The sequence below is a fragment of the Bacillus sp. LNXM65 genome (genome assembly GCF_002998575.1).
Lineage (GTDB): Bacteria > Bacillota > Bacilli > Bacillales > Bacillaceae > Bacillus.
On sequence record NZ_PVRB01000001.1, the window covers coordinates 1 to 18,185 of the forward strand.

Annotated in this window: 17 protein-coding genes and 1 pseudogene; 13 read left to right on the forward strand and 5 right to left on the reverse strand. The window is 41.7% G+C overall.

What is annotated here, in order from left to right; translation table 11 throughout:
- Nucleotides 1-301 (forward strand): transposase (locus tag C6Y03_RS00005; protein ID WP_142393295.1); only part of this gene is annotated, 301 nt, incomplete at its 5' end.
- Nucleotides 302-421: 120 nt separating this feature from the next.
- Here C6Y03_RS00005 and C6Y03_RS00010 read toward each other — a convergent pair.
- Nucleotides 422-1,084: a lysozyme family protein gene (locus tag C6Y03_RS00010; protein ID WP_034660911.1), complete on the reverse strand. Its 663-nt coding sequence runs from the start codon at nt 1,082-1,084 to the stop codon at nt 422-424.
- 97 nt (nt 1,085-1,181) lie between these two features.
- Entirely contained in the window at nt 1,182-2,507 is a 1,326-nt protein-coding gene (locus C6Y03_RS00015; RefSeq protein WP_066030775.1) for an APC family permease, read from the reverse strand.
- Nucleotides 2,508-2,693: 186 nt separating this feature from the next.
- On the opposite strand from C6Y03_RS00015, the gene czrA reads away from it, so the two are divergent.
- Nucleotides 2,694-3,023, forward strand: a complete 330-nt coding sequence (gene czrA, locus C6Y03_RS00020; protein ID WP_007500691.1) for a Zn(II)-responsive metalloregulatory transcriptional repressor CzrA — start codon at nt 2,694-2,696, stop codon at nt 3,021-3,023.
- A 32-nt stretch (nt 3,024-3,055) separates the two neighbouring features.
- On the opposite strand, the gene C6Y03_RS00025 is transcribed toward czrA, so the two are convergent.
- Nucleotides 3,056-3,580 (reverse strand): CcdC protein domain-containing protein, encoded by a 525-nt coding sequence (locus tag C6Y03_RS00025; protein WP_106037307.1) that lies wholly within the window; start codon nt 3,578-3,580, stop codon nt 3,056-3,058.
- A gap of 118 nt (nt 3,581-3,698) precedes the next feature.
- Here C6Y03_RS00025 and C6Y03_RS00030 point away from each other — a divergent pair, with 118 nt between their 5' ends.
- From C6Y03_RS00030 to C6Y03_RS00050, 5 genes and pseudogenes are all read left to right on the forward strand, one after another.
- Nucleotides 3,699-4,631 carry a helix-turn-helix transcriptional regulator gene (locus C6Y03_RS00030; protein WP_034660908.1) on the forward strand — a complete coding sequence of 311 codons (933 nt, stop codon included), beginning with the start codon at nt 3,699-3,701 and terminating at the stop codon, nt 4,629-4,631.
- A 54-nt stretch (nt 4,632-4,685) separates the two neighbouring features.
- Nucleotides 4,686-5,159, forward strand: a complete 474-nt coding sequence (locus C6Y03_RS00035) for a GyrI-like domain-containing protein (protein WP_106038611.1) — start codon at nt 4,686-4,688, stop codon at nt 5,157-5,159.
- Between the two features lie 307 nt (nt 5,160-5,466).
- Complete coding sequence (locus C6Y03_RS00040) at nt 5,467-6,348, forward strand: hypothetical protein (protein WP_106038612.1); 882 nt, start codon at nt 5,467-5,469, stop codon at nt 6,346-6,348.
- A complete protein-coding gene (locus C6Y03_RS00045) occupies nt 6,311-6,916 on the forward strand; it encodes a DUF4166 domain-containing protein (RefSeq protein WP_106038613.1) in 606 nt (201 codons plus the stop codon). Before C6Y03_RS00040 ends, C6Y03_RS00045 begins: the two co-directional genes overlap by 38 nt.
- A pseudogene (locus tag C6Y03_RS00050) lies at nt 6,909-8,541 on the forward strand (YndJ family protein). Before C6Y03_RS00045 ends, C6Y03_RS00050 begins: the two are co-directional and overlap by 8 nt.
- Here C6Y03_RS00050 and C6Y03_RS00055 read toward each other — a convergent pair.
- A complete protein-coding gene (locus C6Y03_RS00055; protein WP_106038614.1) occupies nt 8,531-9,010 on the reverse strand; it encodes a site-2 protease family protein in 480 nt (159 codons plus the stop codon). The pseudogene C6Y03_RS00050 and the gene C6Y03_RS00055 sit on opposite strands and share 11 nt — an antisense overlap.
- Nucleotides 9,011-9,241: 231 nt before the next feature.
- Between C6Y03_RS00055 and csaA the strand changes: the two genes are divergently transcribed.
- From csaA to C6Y03_RS00070, 3 genes are all read left to right on the forward strand, one after another.
- Entirely contained in the window at nt 9,242-9,574 is a 333-nt protein-coding gene (gene csaA, locus C6Y03_RS00060) for a chaperone CsaA (RefSeq protein WP_003215734.1), read from the forward strand.
- 513 nt (nt 9,575-10,087) lie between these two features.
- On the forward strand, nt 10,088-11,479 hold the full coding sequence (locus C6Y03_RS00065; RefSeq protein WP_095285278.1) for an MFS transporter: 1,392 nt from the start codon (nt 10,088-10,090) through the stop codon (nt 11,477-11,479).
- Between the two features lie 22 nt (nt 11,480-11,501).
- Nucleotides 11,502-13,109, forward strand: a complete 1,608-nt coding sequence (locus tag C6Y03_RS00070; RefSeq protein WP_106031103.1) for a glycoside hydrolase family 43 protein — start codon at nt 11,502-11,504, stop codon at nt 13,107-13,109.
- 44 nt (nt 13,110-13,153) lie between these two features.
- Here C6Y03_RS00070 and xylR read toward each other — a convergent pair whose 3' ends face one another.
- Nucleotides 13,154-14,314 carry a transcriptional repressor XylR gene (xylR, locus tag C6Y03_RS00075; RefSeq protein ID WP_066030783.1) on the reverse strand — a complete coding sequence of 387 codons (1,161 nt, stop codon included), beginning with the start codon at nt 14,312-14,314 and terminating at the stop codon, nt 13,154-13,156.
- A 213-nt stretch (nt 14,315-14,527) separates the two neighbouring features.
- On the opposite strand from xylR, the gene xylA reads away from it, so the two are divergent.
- The 3 genes from xylA to C6Y03_RS00090 all read left to right on the forward strand — a co-directional run bounded on the left by xylA (nt 14,528) and on the right by C6Y03_RS00090 (nt 18,172).
- Nucleotides 14,528-15,865, forward strand: coding sequence for a xylose isomerase (gene xylA / locus C6Y03_RS00080; RefSeq protein WP_106031105.1), 1,338 nt, complete (start codon nt 14,528-14,530; stop codon nt 15,863-15,865).
- Nucleotides 15,866-15,900: 35 nt separating this feature from the next.
- Entirely contained in the window at nt 15,901-17,400 is a 1,500-nt protein-coding gene (gene xylB, locus C6Y03_RS00085) for a xylulokinase (RefSeq protein ID WP_060596529.1), read from the forward strand.
- Nucleotides 17,401-17,488: 88 nt separating this feature from the next.
- Complete coding sequence (locus C6Y03_RS00090) at nt 17,489-18,172, forward strand: glycoside hydrolase family 11 protein (RefSeq protein ID WP_106038615.1); 684 nt, start codon at nt 17,489-17,491, stop codon at nt 18,170-18,172.
- Nucleotides 18,173-18,185 lie beyond the last annotated feature (13 nt).

The window sequence follows — 18,185 nt, forward strand, 5'->3', positions numbered from 1 at the left end:
CGTATCGTGTCCTTTCCTTGAGAGCTGTACAAGATCGAAAAATCATCAAAAAGTGATCTCAAGACATGTATGGGAGGAACACAAAGAAAAGATCAGACAAAATCGTCTGTCTGCCTCTGGAAAAGAGCTATATAAAAAAAGAAAAGAAAAAATAGAGCGAAGCTTTGCAGATTCAAAACAACTGCACGGGCTTCGCTACTGTCGGTTGAGGGGAAAACAAAACGTGAGTGAGCAAGTTCTCCTCACAGCTGCGTGCCAGAACATGAAGAAGATTGCCACACACCTAGCGAAGCTAGGCTAGGTGTGTGGGAGGCCTTTTTCATTAAATCCCATCCATCATAATTACGATGAAAATAAAAAAGATTGTAGAAAAACATGAGTTTCTCTACAATCTGAGCACTTCCTAAACGGAAGTGCTTTTTTACGATGATGGTGTGGATGATGAAGCCAATTTCATCTTTTCTTCAACTGTTTTCGTTTTTTCTTTTACTTTTTCAGCATAAGTGAAATCACCGTAGCAATACGGATAGCGGAAGTTATCTTTGTTGCCTCCGCACGTATAGACTTCGGGGTTTTGTTTCACTTGCTTTTTGGAGTATTGCTTTGCCAATTTCTCGGAATGTTTTCCCCCGTTTTTTGCAACAAAATCAATATAGCCGATTCCCATATTATAGCTTTGAATAATGGTTTCCAAATCAACGCCTTTTTTCTTCCCATGCTTGTACATAGTAGAAAAATGATGGACTCCTTGTCTAATGCTTTTCTGAGGGTCATTGATTTCATTTCGTTTCAAACCAAGAGATTCAGAGGACTGCATTGGATCTCCGCCTCTGCCTTTTGATTCTTGATACATCATACCGAGGATTAACGCGGTATATTGATCTAAATCTTGATCTCTTAGCTCTGTTTCTACAAGCGGCTTGTAATCATCCAATCTCGACAAAACAATTGATTCCGTATCAATCGGCAGCTTTTTTAATTCCTTTTGATTAAAGGACATGACAATGGCTGCTAATACGAAAACAAACAGAAAAATCGTGAAGCAGCCTGAAATGGCAAAACATCCTGTTTTTTTCTTTTTCAAGGTCAGTTCACCCCTGTTTTGCCCCGCTTTTAAAAGGGAAGTACAGCCTTTTTATTATGCCATATCCTGTACAGGATACCAAGTGAAAACCTTATAATCAATCATACCCAAATGTAAATTCGGTTCTTGTTTTCAGTCTGTAGCAGAAATAAACAAAACCGATAATCAGCCAAAGCATACCAATGATTAATGCATTTGTACTGATGCTCGTTAACAGCCAAATACAAAAGGCCGTCCCGCACAGAGGGATCAATGCGTATCTCAATGTATTGAGCACACCTCTTTGTTTTTGTCTGACGAAATAGTACGCAAAAACAGACAAGTTCACAAAAGTGAATCCAATCAACGCGCCGAAGCTGATAAAGGAATAAATGACTTCAAGTTCGCCAACGACTGCGGTTAAGGAGAAAGCACCAATTAATAAAATATTAAAAACAGGGGTTTTTAATCTCGGATGAATATATCCGAAGAAACGCTTCGGTAACGACTCATCTCTACCCATTGCATATAACAGCCTTGCTGCACTTGCATGTGACGATAAGGAAGAAGAGATGACAGCGACCATTGTGCCAGCTAAAAAGAACGAGTGGAGAAATGCGCCCCCCACAAATTCCGCAATTTCAAGTGAGGCAGCATCGGGATGCTTGAACTGTTGAAAATTTGGAAATACCTGCTGCAAAAAATAAGACGTCAAGGTAAACAGTACGCCTCCAATGGCGACGGTTAAGAAGATGGCAAGTGGGATCGTCTTTTTTGGCTTAATGGTTTCCTCAGACATGGTCGAAATTGCATCAAATCCTAGAAACGAAAAACATAAAATGGTCGCTCCTGAAAAAATAAGCGCTGGTTCTAAGCTCGCTGAATAAAAAGGCCGGGCGGACAATAATTCTCCACTTCCAGCGTTTTGTGTGAGCCCATAAATAACAAACCCAACAAAAGTGACGGCGACAATGACCTGGAAGGTCACAAATAGTGCCGTGATGTTGGCTGTAAGCCGAATACCGATTACATTGACAGTCGTTATGGCGATAGCAAGTATGATGATCCAAATGTAATGAGGTACATCAGGAAAGGCTGCGGTTAAATAAGCACTTCCGATCGCAAAATTCACCATAGGCAAAAATAAATAATCCAGTAAAAGTGTCCAGCCCACAAGGAAGCCGACATGAGGATGAATACTTTTTTGCGCATATGTATAAGCAGATCCTGCTTTTGGAAAAGCCTTCACCATATTCCCATAGCTAAGCGCTGTCAATAGTAATGCAAGTAACGTAAATATATAAGCTGCAGCGACGTGTCCTTTCGTCAGCTGAGCAACAATGCCGTATGAATCAAATACGACAAGTGGATCCATATAAGCAAGCCCGATCACAACAAGTGGAAAGACAGTCAGGCTGCGTTTTAGTCTTGGCTCTTCAGTCAATTTGCCTATCAGCTCCTCTAAAAAAATGAATAAATAATGCTCATTTTAAAAAGAATGCTACCAAGTGTCAATGCTATTTGAGTAAATCTTTTTTCTAAAGTGTGCCCGCTTTGCATGCCGGACGTTTTGGTATATGATGATACAGAGAATAAGTCGTGATTTGACGGACAAGAAAGGTGAAGCAAAATGAAGGAAGAACTGAATACAAATCAAGAACAGGAACGGATGGAGCTGGATGAAGAAAGTCTATTTCTTGTCTCCCAAACCTTTAAAGCTTTATCTGATCCGACTCGTATTCGAATTCTGCACCTGCTGTCTCAAGGTGAACACTCGGTAAATGATATAGCAGAAACACTGAATCTCATGCAATCAACCGTTTCTCATCAGCTGCGCTTTTTAAAAAACCTTCGTCTCGTGAAATCTAGACGAGCAGGGACCTCGATTTTTTACAGCCCTGAAGATCAGCATGTGATGGAAGTGCTTGAACAGATGATTCACCATGCACAGCACGATTGATAAAAAACCTTCCTACGCCTATAGGAAGGTTTTTATGCATGATGCACATGTGTCGATCGTTTACTTGCTTTCATCATGTGATAAGAAAAAACAACATAGTAAGCAGCTAAAAGAAAAAAGCTGAGCATGGTCATCGCATCATCGCTCACGATATGCTGATATAGTTCAACGACACTGATCTTGGTCATCGAATGGTTTGTCAGCTCAACCAGCTTAAAACTAAGCCTGGATAAAAACAAACATAAAATGAAGCTTTCAATCCATTTACTCGTTTTCATATACAGCCGGCCATTTTCTTCTTTCATTCGAATCGTCTGATAGGCATGAACAGCCAGGCTGCTTCCAAAAAGCATGCCAATAGCGGCATAGATGAAGATACTGTGATTTTGCCATCCTTCTGATAGGAGAATAAGGGCAGAGAGACCAAAGATATACATTCTCATCAAAAGACTGATGGGGCGTACAAGCTGATAGCGTCTCATTCGATTCATTCGAATCATGATGCAGATCAACATAATGCTCCCAATCATGAACAACTGCCACACGTTATGTGTCATGATGCAACCTCCTCCTGCACGTGCAGGGATGTAAACGAATGCTGGCTGTTACTTATCTTTACCATTCTTTCTTTTTTTATCAAAACAAAACCTACATTTATGAAAAAGAGGAAAAGTCATGAAAATCGACCGCATTTTATCTATTGTGATGCTGCTCATTAGCAAGAAGCAAGTACAGGCGAAAGATCTTGCTGAACTCCACGAAGTGAGCGTGAGGACCATTTATCGTGATATTGATACCATCAATCAAGCGGGAATCCCTATTGTGACAACCCAAGGAGCAGGTGGAGGCATTTCACTTGTTGAGGACTATCGTTTAGAGAAAAAATTATTTACCGATGATGACATCGAGGTCATTTTAACAGCCCTCGAAAGCATGACGAGTGCGTACTCCTTTAAAGAAAGTGAGCATGTACTGAAAAAAATCAAATCGCTCATTCCCACGCATACGGGTGAGAGCGAAAAACAGCATCATGTCTTCATTGATTTAAGCTCCTGGGGAAAAGACAGCCAGGCAGAGCAGAAGCTCCAGCTCATCCATACAGCTGCCTCAGCGCACCAATATATTCAGTTCACCTATCGCAATGCGAAAGGCGAAACACTTCCACGCAAAGTGGAGCCTTATACGCTTGTTTTAAAAGGAAGGCATTGGTATTTGTATGCGTTTTGTTGTGTGAAAAAAGCTTTTCGTCTGTTCAAGCTGACCAGAATGACGGGTCTTGTCACCATTTCAGGATATTTCCAACCGAAAAGAATCAAAAACGAAGAGAAGCCTTGGAATGACTCTTGGCAAGAACAACCATCGGTCAGCTCTGTCACGCTCAGGTTAACGGAAGCATCAGTGGGCAAAGTGAAGGAATGGGTGGATGAGAACGAATTGAACGTATGTTCAGACGGAAGCTATCTTGCCACCATCACTGTACCTCAAGATGATTGGTTAAATAGTTTCCTATTCCATTTAGGTCCAGATGTCGACATTCTTTCCCCGAAGCATGTCAAAGAAGCGTTTGATCTCCAGTTGAAACAATTTCTCAAACGAATGGAAACTTGACACAATGTTGTCAGGTTTCTTTTTATATGATAGAAAAAAAGGAGATGAGAATGTATGTACGATATCGTGACATTAGAGAAACAATGGATGAAAGGGTTGTCTGTTCGAACAACAAACGAAATGGAGCAAACAAAAGAGCGGAAGATTGCTCCGCTCTGGCAGCAATTTTTCTCGCAGCAGCTTCACGGAGGGCAAGCGCCCGTCATAGGGCTGTATTCAGATTATGAGAAAGATGAACATGGCTCTTATTTATTTACTGCTGGGCAATTCGTGGATCAGCAGTTAGAACATGCCATAGAGATTCCTGCGTCCACCTACGTAAAATTCCAAACGAGAAAGGGCCCGATTGAAGAGGTCGTGTTTGAAACATGGCAGCAGATTTGGACGTGGGATGAGCGCCATTACCGCACATATACAGGCGACTTTGAATGGTATGATGAAAGATCTATAGATCCAAAAGAAGCGCAAATTGATATTTATATTGCGATTGATCAAGAAATGCTTGCTAAAACTAATAGCGTTAGTTAAGTTATTGGAGCTACGCTTATCCTGGCGACCTTATCATAAAGCCTCAAGAAAAGCTTCAAGCTGCCGTTTGTGAAGAAGGCATACACGGAGGGATAAAGAAGAAGCTGTTTTACCCTTTGCCATGCAGTATGTTCAATTAAAGGAGATCTGTCTCATTGACAGGTCTTTTTTTTGCAGTGAATCGATATTTTAAAAGGGCGGCCGTCTTGAAGAATTTTTTTAACAGAAAACGAATAAAGATTTGACAGTTTTGTGAAACATGGTATGCTTATTATGTGAAATAATTCACATAGAGGAGTAGAGGCAGATGAAAAGAAAGCCTGTTTATGTGGAAACAACCATTCATGCACCTATAGAGAAAGTATGGGAATATACGCAAAATCCAAAGCTTCACGAACAGTGGGATTTGCGTTTTTCAACCATTTCATTAAATGAACCCCAAAATGAACAGCCCCAATCCTTTTTGTATGAAAAGCATCTTGGGTTTGGTTTAAGTGTCACAGGGACAGGAGCGTATCGAACAAGAATGATGGATGAACGGAATGAGCGGGCATCCTCACTTAATTTCAAATCGTCACACCCATTGTCTTTTATCAAAGAAGGCAGTGGCTACTGGAAGTATATGAAAACAAGCGATCACATTGTATTTCAAACTCAATTTGATTACGAAACGAAAGAAGGAAAAGGTTGGACATGGGCAGACCGGATTCTTTTTCGCCCGATGATAGGATTTATGACGGCCTTTAGTTTTGGCGCTTTAAAGACGTGGCTTGAAAAGGGAACGCATCCTCGGTTATTACTAGAGAGAACACTTGCTCATTACGGGATTTGTTTGCTGTTTGCCATCGTCTGGCTATGCCAAGCGGTCATCCCTTTTTCACATTCTGCTTTTGATCATAGCATGAGTTTTCGATTGTTTTATGCGCTTTTAGGTGTATCATGGCTAATTCCTAAGCTATCAAAAAAATATCTTTTCATTCTACAAAGCATTTTTTTTCTGATCATGCTTTGTATAGGGATCCTATCCCCGCAAACGACGCTTCATGAGCCGCTTGTGATGAGTGCATTTTTCATCTTGTCGATTGCAGGTATGATCAATTTAAGAGATTGTATAGATGTATTTTCCATCAAACGAAAAAGGGGAGGTAGACATGGTCGTTCATCGTCATCAAGTAAAGGATTACGATAAGCTGCATCCAAAACTAAAAGAGAGATACAACCGCGCGTTTTCTGCTGAAGGCACCATGGGGGAGATAGGCGGCGGGTCAAGACTCATTCGATTGATCTTCAGAATTGGTCCATTGTTTCGTTGTTTTTTCCCTGAGAGAGGAAAAGATATTCCTTTCCAAATTGTCAATGAGCCCTTTGTGACAAATAAGGGGGAGGAAGGGATGCACTGGTATCGAACGTTTTATTTCCCAAAGAAGGAGCGGCACTTTGATGCAGATATGATCATTGATCAGAAGAGTCATACAGTCCTAGACTACTTTGGAAAGCCTAGACTTCTTGTGTCAGAGCTTCATTTTACAGTAACAAAGCATGGTTTCCTGCACATTCAATCCGGCCGGCAGAAGTTTTTGATGTTCGGCAGGGAATGGCCGCTGCCTTCATGGCTTTATGGTGTGTCAGATGTAACGGAAGGCTACGATGAGGATGCAGGTGAATATACCATTGATGTCCACGTGAAAAATCGCCTGTTTGGTACTCTTTTTACATATAAAGGCCGTTTTACAGAAAGGATGTCTCCTGATGAATAAGTGGCATTTGACCTCCAGTCTGATCTTTATGTCTTTTTTTATCGCCACCCGTTTGATGACAGGTCCGATAGCAGAATTTTTTGTTCTCATGGCGATTCTATTTTTTCTTCCCGCTGCCTTACACTTTTTTGAGAAAGAAGGGAAGAAACAAAAGCCAGGGATGCTGATCGGCTTTTTAATGAAAGCCTTTCCACTAGCGGCTCTTTGTGCAACCGCTGCTTTTATCTATCATTCCGCCTGGTTTGCATCGGGCTGGCTTTTATATACATTCCTGTTGGCGTTATTTGGCTTTGCTCGTTTGCTGAAAAGAGGAATCTTTCCGCTTCATGAGCTGATGATCGATGGCGCATGGATGTATATCGCTTTAGGCGGGCTTTGGTTTTGGCTGTACACAGCAGATATACAGGTGATGACATTTTCGCCGATCATTGTTCTTTTGACCGCTATTCATTTTCATTACTCGGCTTTTTTTATCCCGCTTTTTTATGGATTATTAGGGAGACAGCGAACAAAGGAGACAGCTTTATACAAAGCGGCGGGCTGGGTGATTTTGCTGTCGCCTGTGATGATTGCTGTTGGGATTAGCTTCTCCCGTCTATTTGATACATTCAGCGTCATTCTTTATGTGGTTGCCCTCTACATATATGGAATCCTTTGTGTGAAAACAAGATTTCGGTCAACTTTCGCAAAAGGTCTTGTTGTGTTTTCTAGCTTTGTTTTAATGGGGACGATCGTGTTATCTCTTCTTTATTCAGCGGGTATGCTTATGCGCGTGACCTACATCAGCATTGATCAGATGATTTGGTTTCATGGCAGTATCAATGCTTTTTTTGTGATTTTGCCAGGTTTAATTGGCTGGGTGATCGAAGGACCGAAGGATCAATTGAAGCAGAAGGATTTTCCGATTTCGAAAGTGCATGGTCGCTTTCATTTGATCTCTTTTCAAGAGGAAAGAGTGCACGATCGAGAGAAGCTCGGTTTAGTCGATTCACTTGATGAATTAAATGGAACGACATTTTCAGCTGATCGGGTTTCACCTGTGATTCGCAGATTTTATGAGAACCCTATGGCTTTTACGTTAAAAGCAGCCGTCAGCTTTCATTGGTGGGTGAGGCCTTTTGTTTTTTTACTTCAGCCAGTGTTTAAGAAAATAGGTCAGCTTTATTTGGGGTCATCTCGTATTCCTTATGAAATGCCGGAAAGTCTTTGTAGATTTCAACACCCTAAGGAAGAAAGAGAGAATGTGCGTGCGTGGATTCGTCATAACGCAAAAGGGGAGCAAGTCTTTTTTGCACTTTATGCTCTTCATCACGATGCAGCTGCGGGTTATATGAATATTGCGCTGCCGCTTCCGTATTCTCAGCTGACTGCCATTTTAAAACCTTTTAATGAAAAGGAAGACTTTCTATTAAAAAGCACATGTCCAAAAGGCAGTACCGGTGACGAAGGATTGTATTTACATACGCCTTTTATCACCATGAAACTGCCAATGGAAGAAAGCTTTCATTCTGAAGCCGGAGACAGATCAAAGTCTCACAGCGGTCCACCAAATGAAGCTGTTCGGTATTCCTTTTTTAACGATTCATTATCATATTGACAGCGAAAGTCATCATGTTAGTCAATGATGTCACATGGTTCACCGTGCCGAATGATGTTCACAATCGCTTGCCCATCACTCGGATGATGATCTGCATACTGGACTGGCAGCAGTGCAAAAAATACATAGTAGATTGAGAAGTAAGCAAATTGATAGAAAAATTGGTGCTCTGGCAGGAAATCATTGGCGATCATTGTATTCAGTATGAGAACACTGAGCAGGTTGCATAATGAACCGCCTAAGTAGACAAGAATGTGCGAAAATCGGTTATTTTTCCTCATTTCTTCATAGTGGCAAAATGCATCTAGAAAATAGATTCGTCTAATTTCAACGACGCCTACTTTCAACACTTTTTTGCCTCTGCCAAGAGCAAAGGAAACCTTTGCCCCAAACATCCACGCGACCACAATATGGCCAAGCTGATGAAGGATGGCAACGATAGGAAGAATGACGAAAAACGACCAGCAAAACGTCCACATATCCGATAATGTAAACAAGTGTGAACCCTCCCCAATATATTCGGGAGGAAGCAGTAGGATTATTTGCCATTTTACTGAATTCATTTTCAGGATGCAAACATTTAATACACGACTATAAATTTATTATGTAAACTAAAAGGGAGATTTTAGCGCTGAATAGGCTTTTTGAACCTCCTTTTTGACGAAATGAATGTGCTACAATGGATAATCAATAGATTACGTTACCTTTCGTGAAGGGGAGAGAGTCATATGGCAGATATTGAACAGTTTTTGGCGTTAGATATTCGTGTTGGGACGATCATAGAAGCAGAATTTTTTGCAGAGGCAAGAGTGCCTGCGTTGAAACTCAAGATTGATTTTGGTGAAGAAATTGGTGTAAAACAATCTAGTGCTCAGCTGACAAAGCGTTATACAGCGGAGAATCTTACCGGCAAACAAATTGTAGCAGTCGTTAATTTCCCGCCAAGAAGAATTGCAGGGTTCAAATCAGAAGTGCTTGTCTTAGGAGGCATGCCATCAAAAGAAGACGTGGTTTTGCTAGCCACAGATGAACCGGTTGAGAATGGAACAAAAATAGGGTAAGAAAAAAGACATCTTCCTCAGAAGATGTCTTTTGCGTATTGAGGCGGAATAACCACACGCCACATTCGTGTGTGTCTCAAAGAGACATGTTACCCGACTTACACAATTCAGCTCATCGCTTGATTAATATAGCATGGGATGAGCTTGAATGCAACCATTAAATGAATTCTTTCAGATTTTCATGTCATTTTACAAGATGAATGACAAAAAATCGATTATTTGGATTATTTTTTCAAAAAATATTGAAAAGTCAGATCAGATTTTATAAAATGAATTCATCTTAGTTTGTTTGGTCAATAAACTAAGATGGATTTCAAGCATTGATTCCTATATTGAAGGAGATGATTCCGTCATTCAACTGATTTGCTGCTTAAATGGGCTAAGCTGAAAGGATGAGATGTTCAGCTACATTTTTACAACAAATTGAAAGCGCTTTATATTTCCCGCATTGATTGCTGCTGCCCTCCATCATCTGTTCGTTAGAAGAGGCTAAGTGAAGAAGGGAGAAAGCTCATGGTTAGTGAGAATTTAAAGAAGATTCGTATGTCTGAAAAAGTGGGATATGCTTCAGGAGATTTCGCATGTAATTTGATTTATGCAACTGTCTCTACGTATCTATTATTTTTTTATACAGATGTGTATGGTTTATCAGCGGCAGCAGCAGGGACGATGTTTTTGGTTGTTCGCGCCATCGATGCGCTTGCAGATCCATTTATTGGTGCATTGGTGGACCGGACGAACAGCCGTTTTGGCAGGTTCAGACCTTACTTGTTATTCGGTGCGTTTCCTTTCGTCGTACTTGCCATCCTTTGCTTTACAACACCTGATTTTTCCGAAATGGGTAAACTCATTTATGCCTACATCACGTATGTTGGTTTATCGCTTACATACACATTCATCAACGTTCCTTATGGTGCTTTAACTTCCGCAATGACAAGAAATAACCAAGAGGTTGTCAGTATTACGTCCGTTCGTATGGTTTTTGCCAATCTAGGCGGTCTAGTTGTGGCTTTTTTTGTTCCTTTTCTTGCGACCTTTTTAAGTGATACGACAGGTAATACAGCACTCGGCTGGCAGATGACGATGGCTTTTCTCGGCGTTCTTGGCGGTGCATTACTGATTTTCTGTTTTAAAAGCACGAATGAACGTGTCACGCTTCAAAAGCCAGAGGAAAAGATTAAATTCAGTGATATCTTTGTCCAGTTGCGAGTGAATCGTCCGCTTGTTGTATTAAGCATTTTCTTTATTATTATTTTTGGTGTGAACTCGATCAGCAACTCTGTTGGGATCTATTATGTGACGTATAATCTTGGCAGAGAAGATTTAGTGAAATGGTACGGACTCATTGGCAGTCTGCCAGCTTTAATGGTGCTGCCGTTTATTCCTAAGCTGCACAAGCTGTTAGGAAAGAAAAAGCTGCTGAATTATTCTTTATTGCTGAATATCGTAGGTCTTCTTGCATTACTTGTGATACCGCCGAGTCAAATCACTTTAATACTTGTTTTTAGGCTCGTCGCTGCTGCGGGGAGTATTACAGCCGGTGCTTACATGTGGGCACTTATTCCAGAGACTGTTGAATATGGCGAATATAAAACAGGGAAAAGGATGGGCGGGCTCATCTACGCAGTCATTGGGTTCTTCTTTAAATTTGGGATGGCATTAGGCGGGATTGTTCCGGGGCTTGTACTCGATCGATTTGGCTATGTCGCGAACCAAATACAGACACCAGAAGCATTACTTGGCATTTTAATCACGGTAACGGTGATTCCTGTATGCTTACTGATTTTAGCGATGATTGATATTAATTTTTACAACCTAGATGAAGAAAAACACAAAAAAGTTGTAAGGGAGCTTGAGAATAGGGATCAAGTATATATCGATCATATGGATGATTTTAAAATGTAGGTCGTGAAGAGGAGGAAGTTGAATGAAAATTACCAATCCAGTGCTCAAAGGGTTTAACCCGGACCCAAGTATTTGCCGTGTAGGAGAAGATTATTACATGGCGGTCTCTACATTTGAATGGTTTCCAGGGGTGCAAATTTATCATTCGAGGGATTTAGTCCATTGGCGGCTTGCTGCGCGTCCTTTGCAAAAAACGTCGCAGCTGGATATGAAGGGGAATCCTGATTCTGGCGGAGTATGGGCACCGTGCCTAAGCTATGCAGATGGTCAGTTTTGGCTCATTTATTCAGATATCAAAGTAGTGGATGGTCCATTTAAAGATGGTCATAATTATTTGGTCACGGCAAGTGAAGTGGATGGTGATTGGAGTGAGCCGGTCCGTCTCAATAGCTCTGGCTTTGATCCCTCTTTATTTCATGATCAAAGCGGCAAGAAATACGTCTTAAATATGCTGTGGGATCATAGGGAAAAGCACCATTCATTTGCGGGTATTGCCCTGCAGGAATATAGCGTGACGGAAAAGAAACTCATTGGTCAGCGGAAGGTCATTTTTAAAGGCACGCCGATAAAATTGACAGAAGCGCCGCATCTTTATCACATTGGTGATTACTATTATTTATTAACAGCAGAAGGAGGTACCCGGTACGAGCATGCGGCAACAATTGCCCGTTCCTCGCAGATTGAAGGGCCTTATGAGGTTCATCCTGATAACCCCATTTTAAGTGCTTTTCACGCACCTGAACATCCGCTTCAAAAATGCGGGCATGCTTCCATCGTTCAAACGCATACAAATGAATGGTATTTGGCTCATCTCACTGGCCGCCCCATTCAATCAAGCAAGGAATCTATTTTTCAACAGAGAGGGTGGTGTCCTTTAGGAAGAGAAACAGCGATTCAAAAGCTCGAATGGAAGGATGGCTGGCCGTATGTTGTGGGCGGAAAAGAGGGGGCGCTGGAGGTTGAAGCGCCAGCGATAAACGAAAAGGTTTTTGCTCCTACACACCATACAGTCGATGAATTTAAAGAATCAACGTTAAATAGACACTTCCAAACATTAAGAATCCCTTTTACTGATCAGATCGGTTCATTAACGGAAAAACCTCAGCATTTAAGGTTATACGGTCAGGAATCTCTAACATCTAAGTTTACCCAAGCTTTCGTTGCAAGGCGCTGGCAAAGCTTTTATTTTGAAGCAGAGACAGCTGTGTCGTTCTTTCCAGAGAATTTTCAGCAAGCCGCTGGTCTTGTGAATTATTATAATACGGAAAATTGGACAGCGCTTCAGGTGACATATGACGAGGAACTTGGCCGCATTCTTGAACTATCTGTCTGTCAAAACCTTTCCTTTTCTCAGCCGTTGACACAAAAAATCGTCATTCCAGAGGAGGTCACGTATGTGTATTTAAAAGTGACCGTTCAGAAAGAGACATATACCTATTCTTATTCTTTTGATCAACGAGAATGGAAGGAAATTGATGTGTCATTTGAATCAAGCCATTTATCCGATGACTTCATTCGAGGAGGTGGATTTTTTACAGGGGCATTTGTCGGCATGCAGTGCCAGGATACAAGCGGCGAGCGTCTTCCTGCTGATTTCAACTATTTCCGTTATGAAGAAACAGATAAATAAAAAAGACAACACGCTGAGAGCTGTCTTTTTTATCTATGAACCTGTCATGGTGAGAGGGTGGCATCTTGCAGGAAAGCTTCAATGACTAGAGATGTCATCCCTAATACCGGTGCGTTGTGTCCTAATGACGAAGGAAGCAGCTCTACATGTGAACTGAATTGAGTATCTATCCTTGAGGATACCTCCTCTTGAATCACACGTAAAACCGTTGGCTGTGCTTCAATCACCTTGTTTCGTAAAATAATCGCTTGCGGGTTAAAGGTATGCAGGACGTTTGTGAGACCGACGCCAAGGTAAAAACCAAAGTTGCGCAGGGCATTGAGCGTTTTCATATCATTTAACGTCGCCAGCTGTTCCAAGTCTGGATGGGAGATGGGCTGATCATTTGTTTGAAGAGACTGAAACAAGGCTTTCTCAGATGCATACAGCTCCCAGCATCCACGGTTTCCGCAGCTGCATGTTGGTCCATTAAAGTCGATGGTCATATGTCCCATTTCACCAGAAAAGCCGTATGCGCCTCTGTATAAATGATGATTGATAATGATCCCGATCCCAATGCCAGTGCCGATGCTGGCATAGATCAAATGATCATAGTGTTTAGCAGCGCCAAAGATTTTTTCACCATATGCACCCGCGTTTGCTTCATTTTCAATGAAGACGGGTACTTGGAAAGCGTCTTGGAGCGTTGTTTTCAGGTCAACATTTTTCCATTTGGAATGAGGCGTAAACACGATTTGTTCATCGGTATCCACTAACCCAGGTATACATAGGCCAATACCTATGAGCCCGTATGGGGAAGAGGGGATTTGTGCCATCAACTGCTGTATTAATTCAATTAAAATGCGTATGGTCACATCAGGAGAGCTTGATGGGAGCTTGATCTGCTCTTCATGAAGAATGAACCCTTCGAGGTCGGTTAAAATGCCGTTGACATAATCAACGCCGACATCAATCCCGATGGAGCAGCCAGCACGTTTATTAAACATCAGTAAAACCGGTCTTCTCCCGCCGCTAGACTCACCTTGACCGATCTCATAGACGAGATGCTCTTTCATTAATGTACTTACTTGAGAGGAAACAGTCGATTTATTTAATCCAGTGCGTTCAGATAATTTTGCTCTGGAAATTGGCGCATGCTGGAGAATTTCTTTTAATAATAGCTTTTGATTTATTTTTTTCACAAAGTTCTGATCAGCAATATCCACGTTATCCACTCCATTTGTTTCGTCTTTAGATTAAGTTGAAAAAAAGTTACTTTTGTTTGCCTGTATTCTGTAAGAAGGATGATTTTAACTTTATTATAACGAAAATATTTCTAAAAAACTAAAAAATATGGAAAATTCAAAGTGAATTGATCATAGATTGAACATTAGTTTGTTGAATCAACTTACTAAGTATATTCATAGGAGGAATAAAAGATGGCCAACTCAAATATGAAAACGTTACACAACTTAGAAGGAATCGGAAAAATACAATATGAAGGAAAACAATCAAAAAATCCACTCGCTTTTAAACACTATGATCCAAACGAAATGATTGGCGGAAAAACAATGAAAGATCACCTGCGCTTCTCAGTCGCTTATTGGCATACATTGACTGCAGATGGAACAGACATGTTTGGAACTGGCACGATGCAGAGAGCCTGGGACTCCTATAGCGGAATGGATTTAGCGAAAGCTAGATTAGAAGTGGCCTTTCAACTTTTTGATCTATTGGATGTTCCGTATTTTTCCTTCCATGACCGTGACATTGCACCGGAGGGAGATACGCTTCAAGAGACCAATCAACAATTAGACATCATTTTAGATAGAATGAAAGAATACATGCGGGATAGCGGAGTAAAGCTGCTCTGGAACACGGCCAATATGTTCAAACATCCTAGATTTGTACACGGCGCAGCGACATCTTGTCATGCAGATGTCTTTGCCTATGCGGCCGCACAGGTGAAAAAAGGCATCGAAACAGCTAAAGAACTCGGCGCTGAAAACTACGTTTTCTGGGGAGGACGAGAAGGATACGATACTCTGCTGAATACAGATATGAAAAGAGAGCTTGACCACATGGCGTCGTTCTTGCATATGGCTGTTGATTATGCAAAGGAAATAGAGTACACTGGCCAATTTTTAATTGAGCCTAAGCCAAAGGAGCCAACCACTCATCAATACGATGCAGATGCAGCGACATCTATCGCCTTTTTAAAGCAATACGGATTAGATTCACATTTTAAATTGAATATCGAGGCCAATCACGCGACGCTTGCCGGTCATACGTTTGAGCATGAATTACGAGTAGCAAGAATACATGGATTGCTCGGTTCTGTGGATGCGAACCAAGGGAATACGCTGCTCGGCTGGGACACTGATGAATTTCCAACAGATTTATATGCCACAACTCTTGCCATGTATGAAATTCTGCAAAATGGCGGACTAGGAACTGGTGGTCTCAATTTTGATGCAAAAGTTAGAAGAGCTTCTTTTGAGCTTGAAGATATTTTGTATGCCCATATTGCGGGTATGGATGCATTCGCAAAAGGACTGCGGGTCGCTCATAGACTCATAGAAGATCGTGTGTTTGAAGATGTGATAAAGCACAGGTATCGCAGTTTTTCTGAAGGGATTGGCCGTGACATTTCAGAAGGAAAGGCAAACTTTCATACATTAGAAGAGTATGCGCTCAAACACCCTTTGATCAGAAACGAATCGGGAAGAGAGGAACAGTTGAAAGCCCGGTTAAATCAATATTTGTTAGAAGATTGATTAAAGGAGCGGACCTGTTTTGAAGGAGTGAAGACATGAAGTATGTGATGGGAATTGATCTTGGAACGAGCGGAGTCAAAGCAATATTAGTAGATGAGAATGGAAAGGTGTGCTGCGAGGCCTCTAAGCCTTACCGCCTCATTCAAGATAAACCTGGATATTGTGAGCAGAACCCAGAGGATTGGGTTGAGCAAACAGTGGCTGCGATGAAAGAACTGATGGCAAGACAGCCTGTTCATTCAAAGAAAGTAGAAGGCATCAGCTTTTCTGGACAGATGCATGGTCTGGTTCTTTTAAATGAATCCCGCAAGGTACTCCGCCCTGCGATTTTATGGAATGATACACGAACGACAGCGCAATGTACACGCATCACAAAAAAGCTGGGGGAACGGCTGCAAAAGATCACGAAAAATCAGGCGCTAGAAGGATTTACACTGCCAAAATTATTATGGGTAAAGGAACATGAACCAGAAATTGATCAACAAATCGACATGTTTTTACTCCCGAAAGATTATGTCAGATTTCGTTTAACAGGGTCTGTTCATATCGATCATTCTGATGCGGCTGGCACATTGCTGTTAGATATTGGAGAGCAAAAGTGGAGTGAAGAGATTTGTCAGGCATTTGATATTCCTCCTCATATTTGTCCGCCGCTTGTCTCATCAGAGGATGAGGTCGGTACACTATTGCCGCATATTGCACGTGAGGCGGGGATCGAAGAGGGTGCAAAAGTCTTTGCTGGCGGGGCAGACAATGCTTGCGGAGCAATTGGAGCTGGCATTTTATCCTCTGGCCGCACGTTATGCAGCATTGGCACATCTGGCGTCATTCTCTCTTACGAAGAGGATCATGAAAGAGCGCTTCAAGGAAACTTGCATTTGTTTTATCATGCAAAAAAAGACGCTTTTTACACAATGGGTGTCACCCTTTCAGCAGGATATAGCCTTAACTGGGTAAAACACTTACTGGCTCCAGAGGAATCGTTCCAATCGCTTTTAGAGGGTGCGGTTGATGTCGCGCCAGGAGCGAATGGATTGCTCTTTACGCCATATTTAGTCGGGGAGAGAACACCTCATGCGGATTCTACCGTTCGTGGAAGCTTGATTGGATTAGACAGCAGACATGAAAGGACACATATCGTAAGGGCTGTGCTAGAAGGGATTACCTTCTCGTTAAATGAATCCATCGCCTTATTCCGGCAAGCAGGGAAACACATAGATTCTATTGTCTCCATTGGGGGCGGCGCGAGAAGCCGGACATGGCTTCAAATGCAAGCAGACATTTTTCAGGCTGAGGTCATCCAGTTAGACAATGAACAAGGGCCTGCTTTAGGTGCAGCTATGCTGGCCGCCGTTGGCTGCGGATGGTATCCATCGCTTGAGGCATGTGCAGATCAGTTTATTCATCAAGCTGCTGTCTATGAGCCAGAGCAGCAGCATGCAAGTATATATGCTGATCTATTTCATCTGTATCAAAAGATCTATACACAAACAAGAGACATCCATGCCGGGTTAGAACAATACCGTTCTGTCTAGCAAGAAAGGTTACATGAAAGGAGGTGATGGGCTCGTTTCATCTTAGAGAAGGCAGAATAATATGATGAAAAAAGGAGAGGGATGAAAAATGAATTTGAAAAGATTGAGGCTGTTGTTTGTGATGTGTATTGGATTTGTGCTGACACTGACTGCTGTACCAGCTCATGCGGAAACGATTTATGATAATAGAATAGGCACACACAGCGGATACGATTTTGAATTATGGAAGGATTACGGAAATACCTCAATGACACTCAATAATGGCGGAGCATTTAGCGCACAATGGAACAATATTGGAAATGCTTTGTTTCGAAAAGGGAAGAAGTTTGATTCCACTAAAACTCATCATCAACTTGGCAACATCTCCATCAATTACAACGCAGCCTTTAACCCAGGCGGGAATTCCTACTTATGTGTCTATGGCTGGACACAATCTCCATTAGCTGAATACTACATTGTTGAGTCATGGGGCACATATCGCCCAACAGGAACGTATAAAGGGTCATTTTATGCCGATGGAGGCATATATGACATTTATGAAACGCTACGTGTCAACCAGCCTTCTATTATTGGGGATGCTACCTTTAAGCAGTATTGGAGTGTACGTCAAACAAAACGTACGAGCGGAACTGTATCCGTCAGTGAGCATTTCAGAAAATGGGAAAGCCTAGGTATGCCAATGGGGAAAATGTATGAAACAGCATTAACTGTAGAAGGCTACCGAAGCAACGGAAGTGCAAATGTGATGACCAACCAGCTGATTATTCGATAAAACCAAATGAAAA

What these genes read in the sequence shown, in the direction of transcription:
- czrA (WP_007500691.1), top strand. Translation starts at nt 2,694, where the DNA reads ATGAAGGAAGAACTGAATACAAATCAAGAACAGGAACGGATGGAGCTG.
- C6Y03_RS00025 (WP_106037307.1), bottom strand. Translation starts at nt 3,580, where the DNA reads ATGACACATAACGTGTGGCAGTTGTTCATGATTGGGAGCATTATGTTG.
- C6Y03_RS00030 (WP_034660908.1), top strand. Translation starts at nt 3,699, where the DNA reads ATGAAAATCGACCGCATTTTATCTATTGTGATGCTGCTCATTAGCAAG.
- C6Y03_RS00035 (WP_106038611.1), top strand. Translation starts at nt 4,686, where the DNA reads ATGTACGATATCGTGACATTAGAGAAACAATGGATGAAAGGGTTGTCT.
- C6Y03_RS00040 (WP_106038612.1), top strand. Translation starts at nt 5,467, where the DNA reads ATGAAAAGAAAGCCTGTTTATGTGGAAACAACCATTCATGCACCTATA.
- C6Y03_RS00045 (WP_106038613.1), top strand. Translation starts at nt 6,311, where the DNA reads ATGGTCGTTCATCGTCATCAAGTAAAGGATTACGATAAGCTGCATCCA.
- csaA (WP_003215734.1), top strand. Translation starts at nt 9,242, where the DNA reads ATGGCAGATATTGAACAGTTTTTGGCGTTAGATATTCGTGTTGGGACG.
- C6Y03_RS00065 (WP_095285278.1), top strand. Translation starts at nt 10,088, where the DNA reads ATGGTTAGTGAGAATTTAAAGAAGATTCGTATGTCTGAAAAAGTGGGA.
- C6Y03_RS00070 (WP_106031103.1), top strand. Translation starts at nt 11,502, where the DNA reads ATGAAAATTACCAATCCAGTGCTCAAAGGGTTTAACCCGGACCCAAGT.
- xylA (WP_106031105.1), top strand. Translation starts at nt 14,528, where the DNA reads ATGGCCAACTCAAATATGAAAACGTTACACAACTTAGAAGGAATCGGA.
- xylB (WP_060596529.1), top strand. Translation starts at nt 15,901, where the DNA reads ATGAAGTATGTGATGGGAATTGATCTTGGAACGAGCGGAGTCAAAGCA.
- C6Y03_RS00090 (WP_106038615.1), top strand. Translation starts at nt 17,489, where the DNA reads ATGAATTTGAAAAGATTGAGGCTGTTGTTTGTGATGTGTATTGGATTT.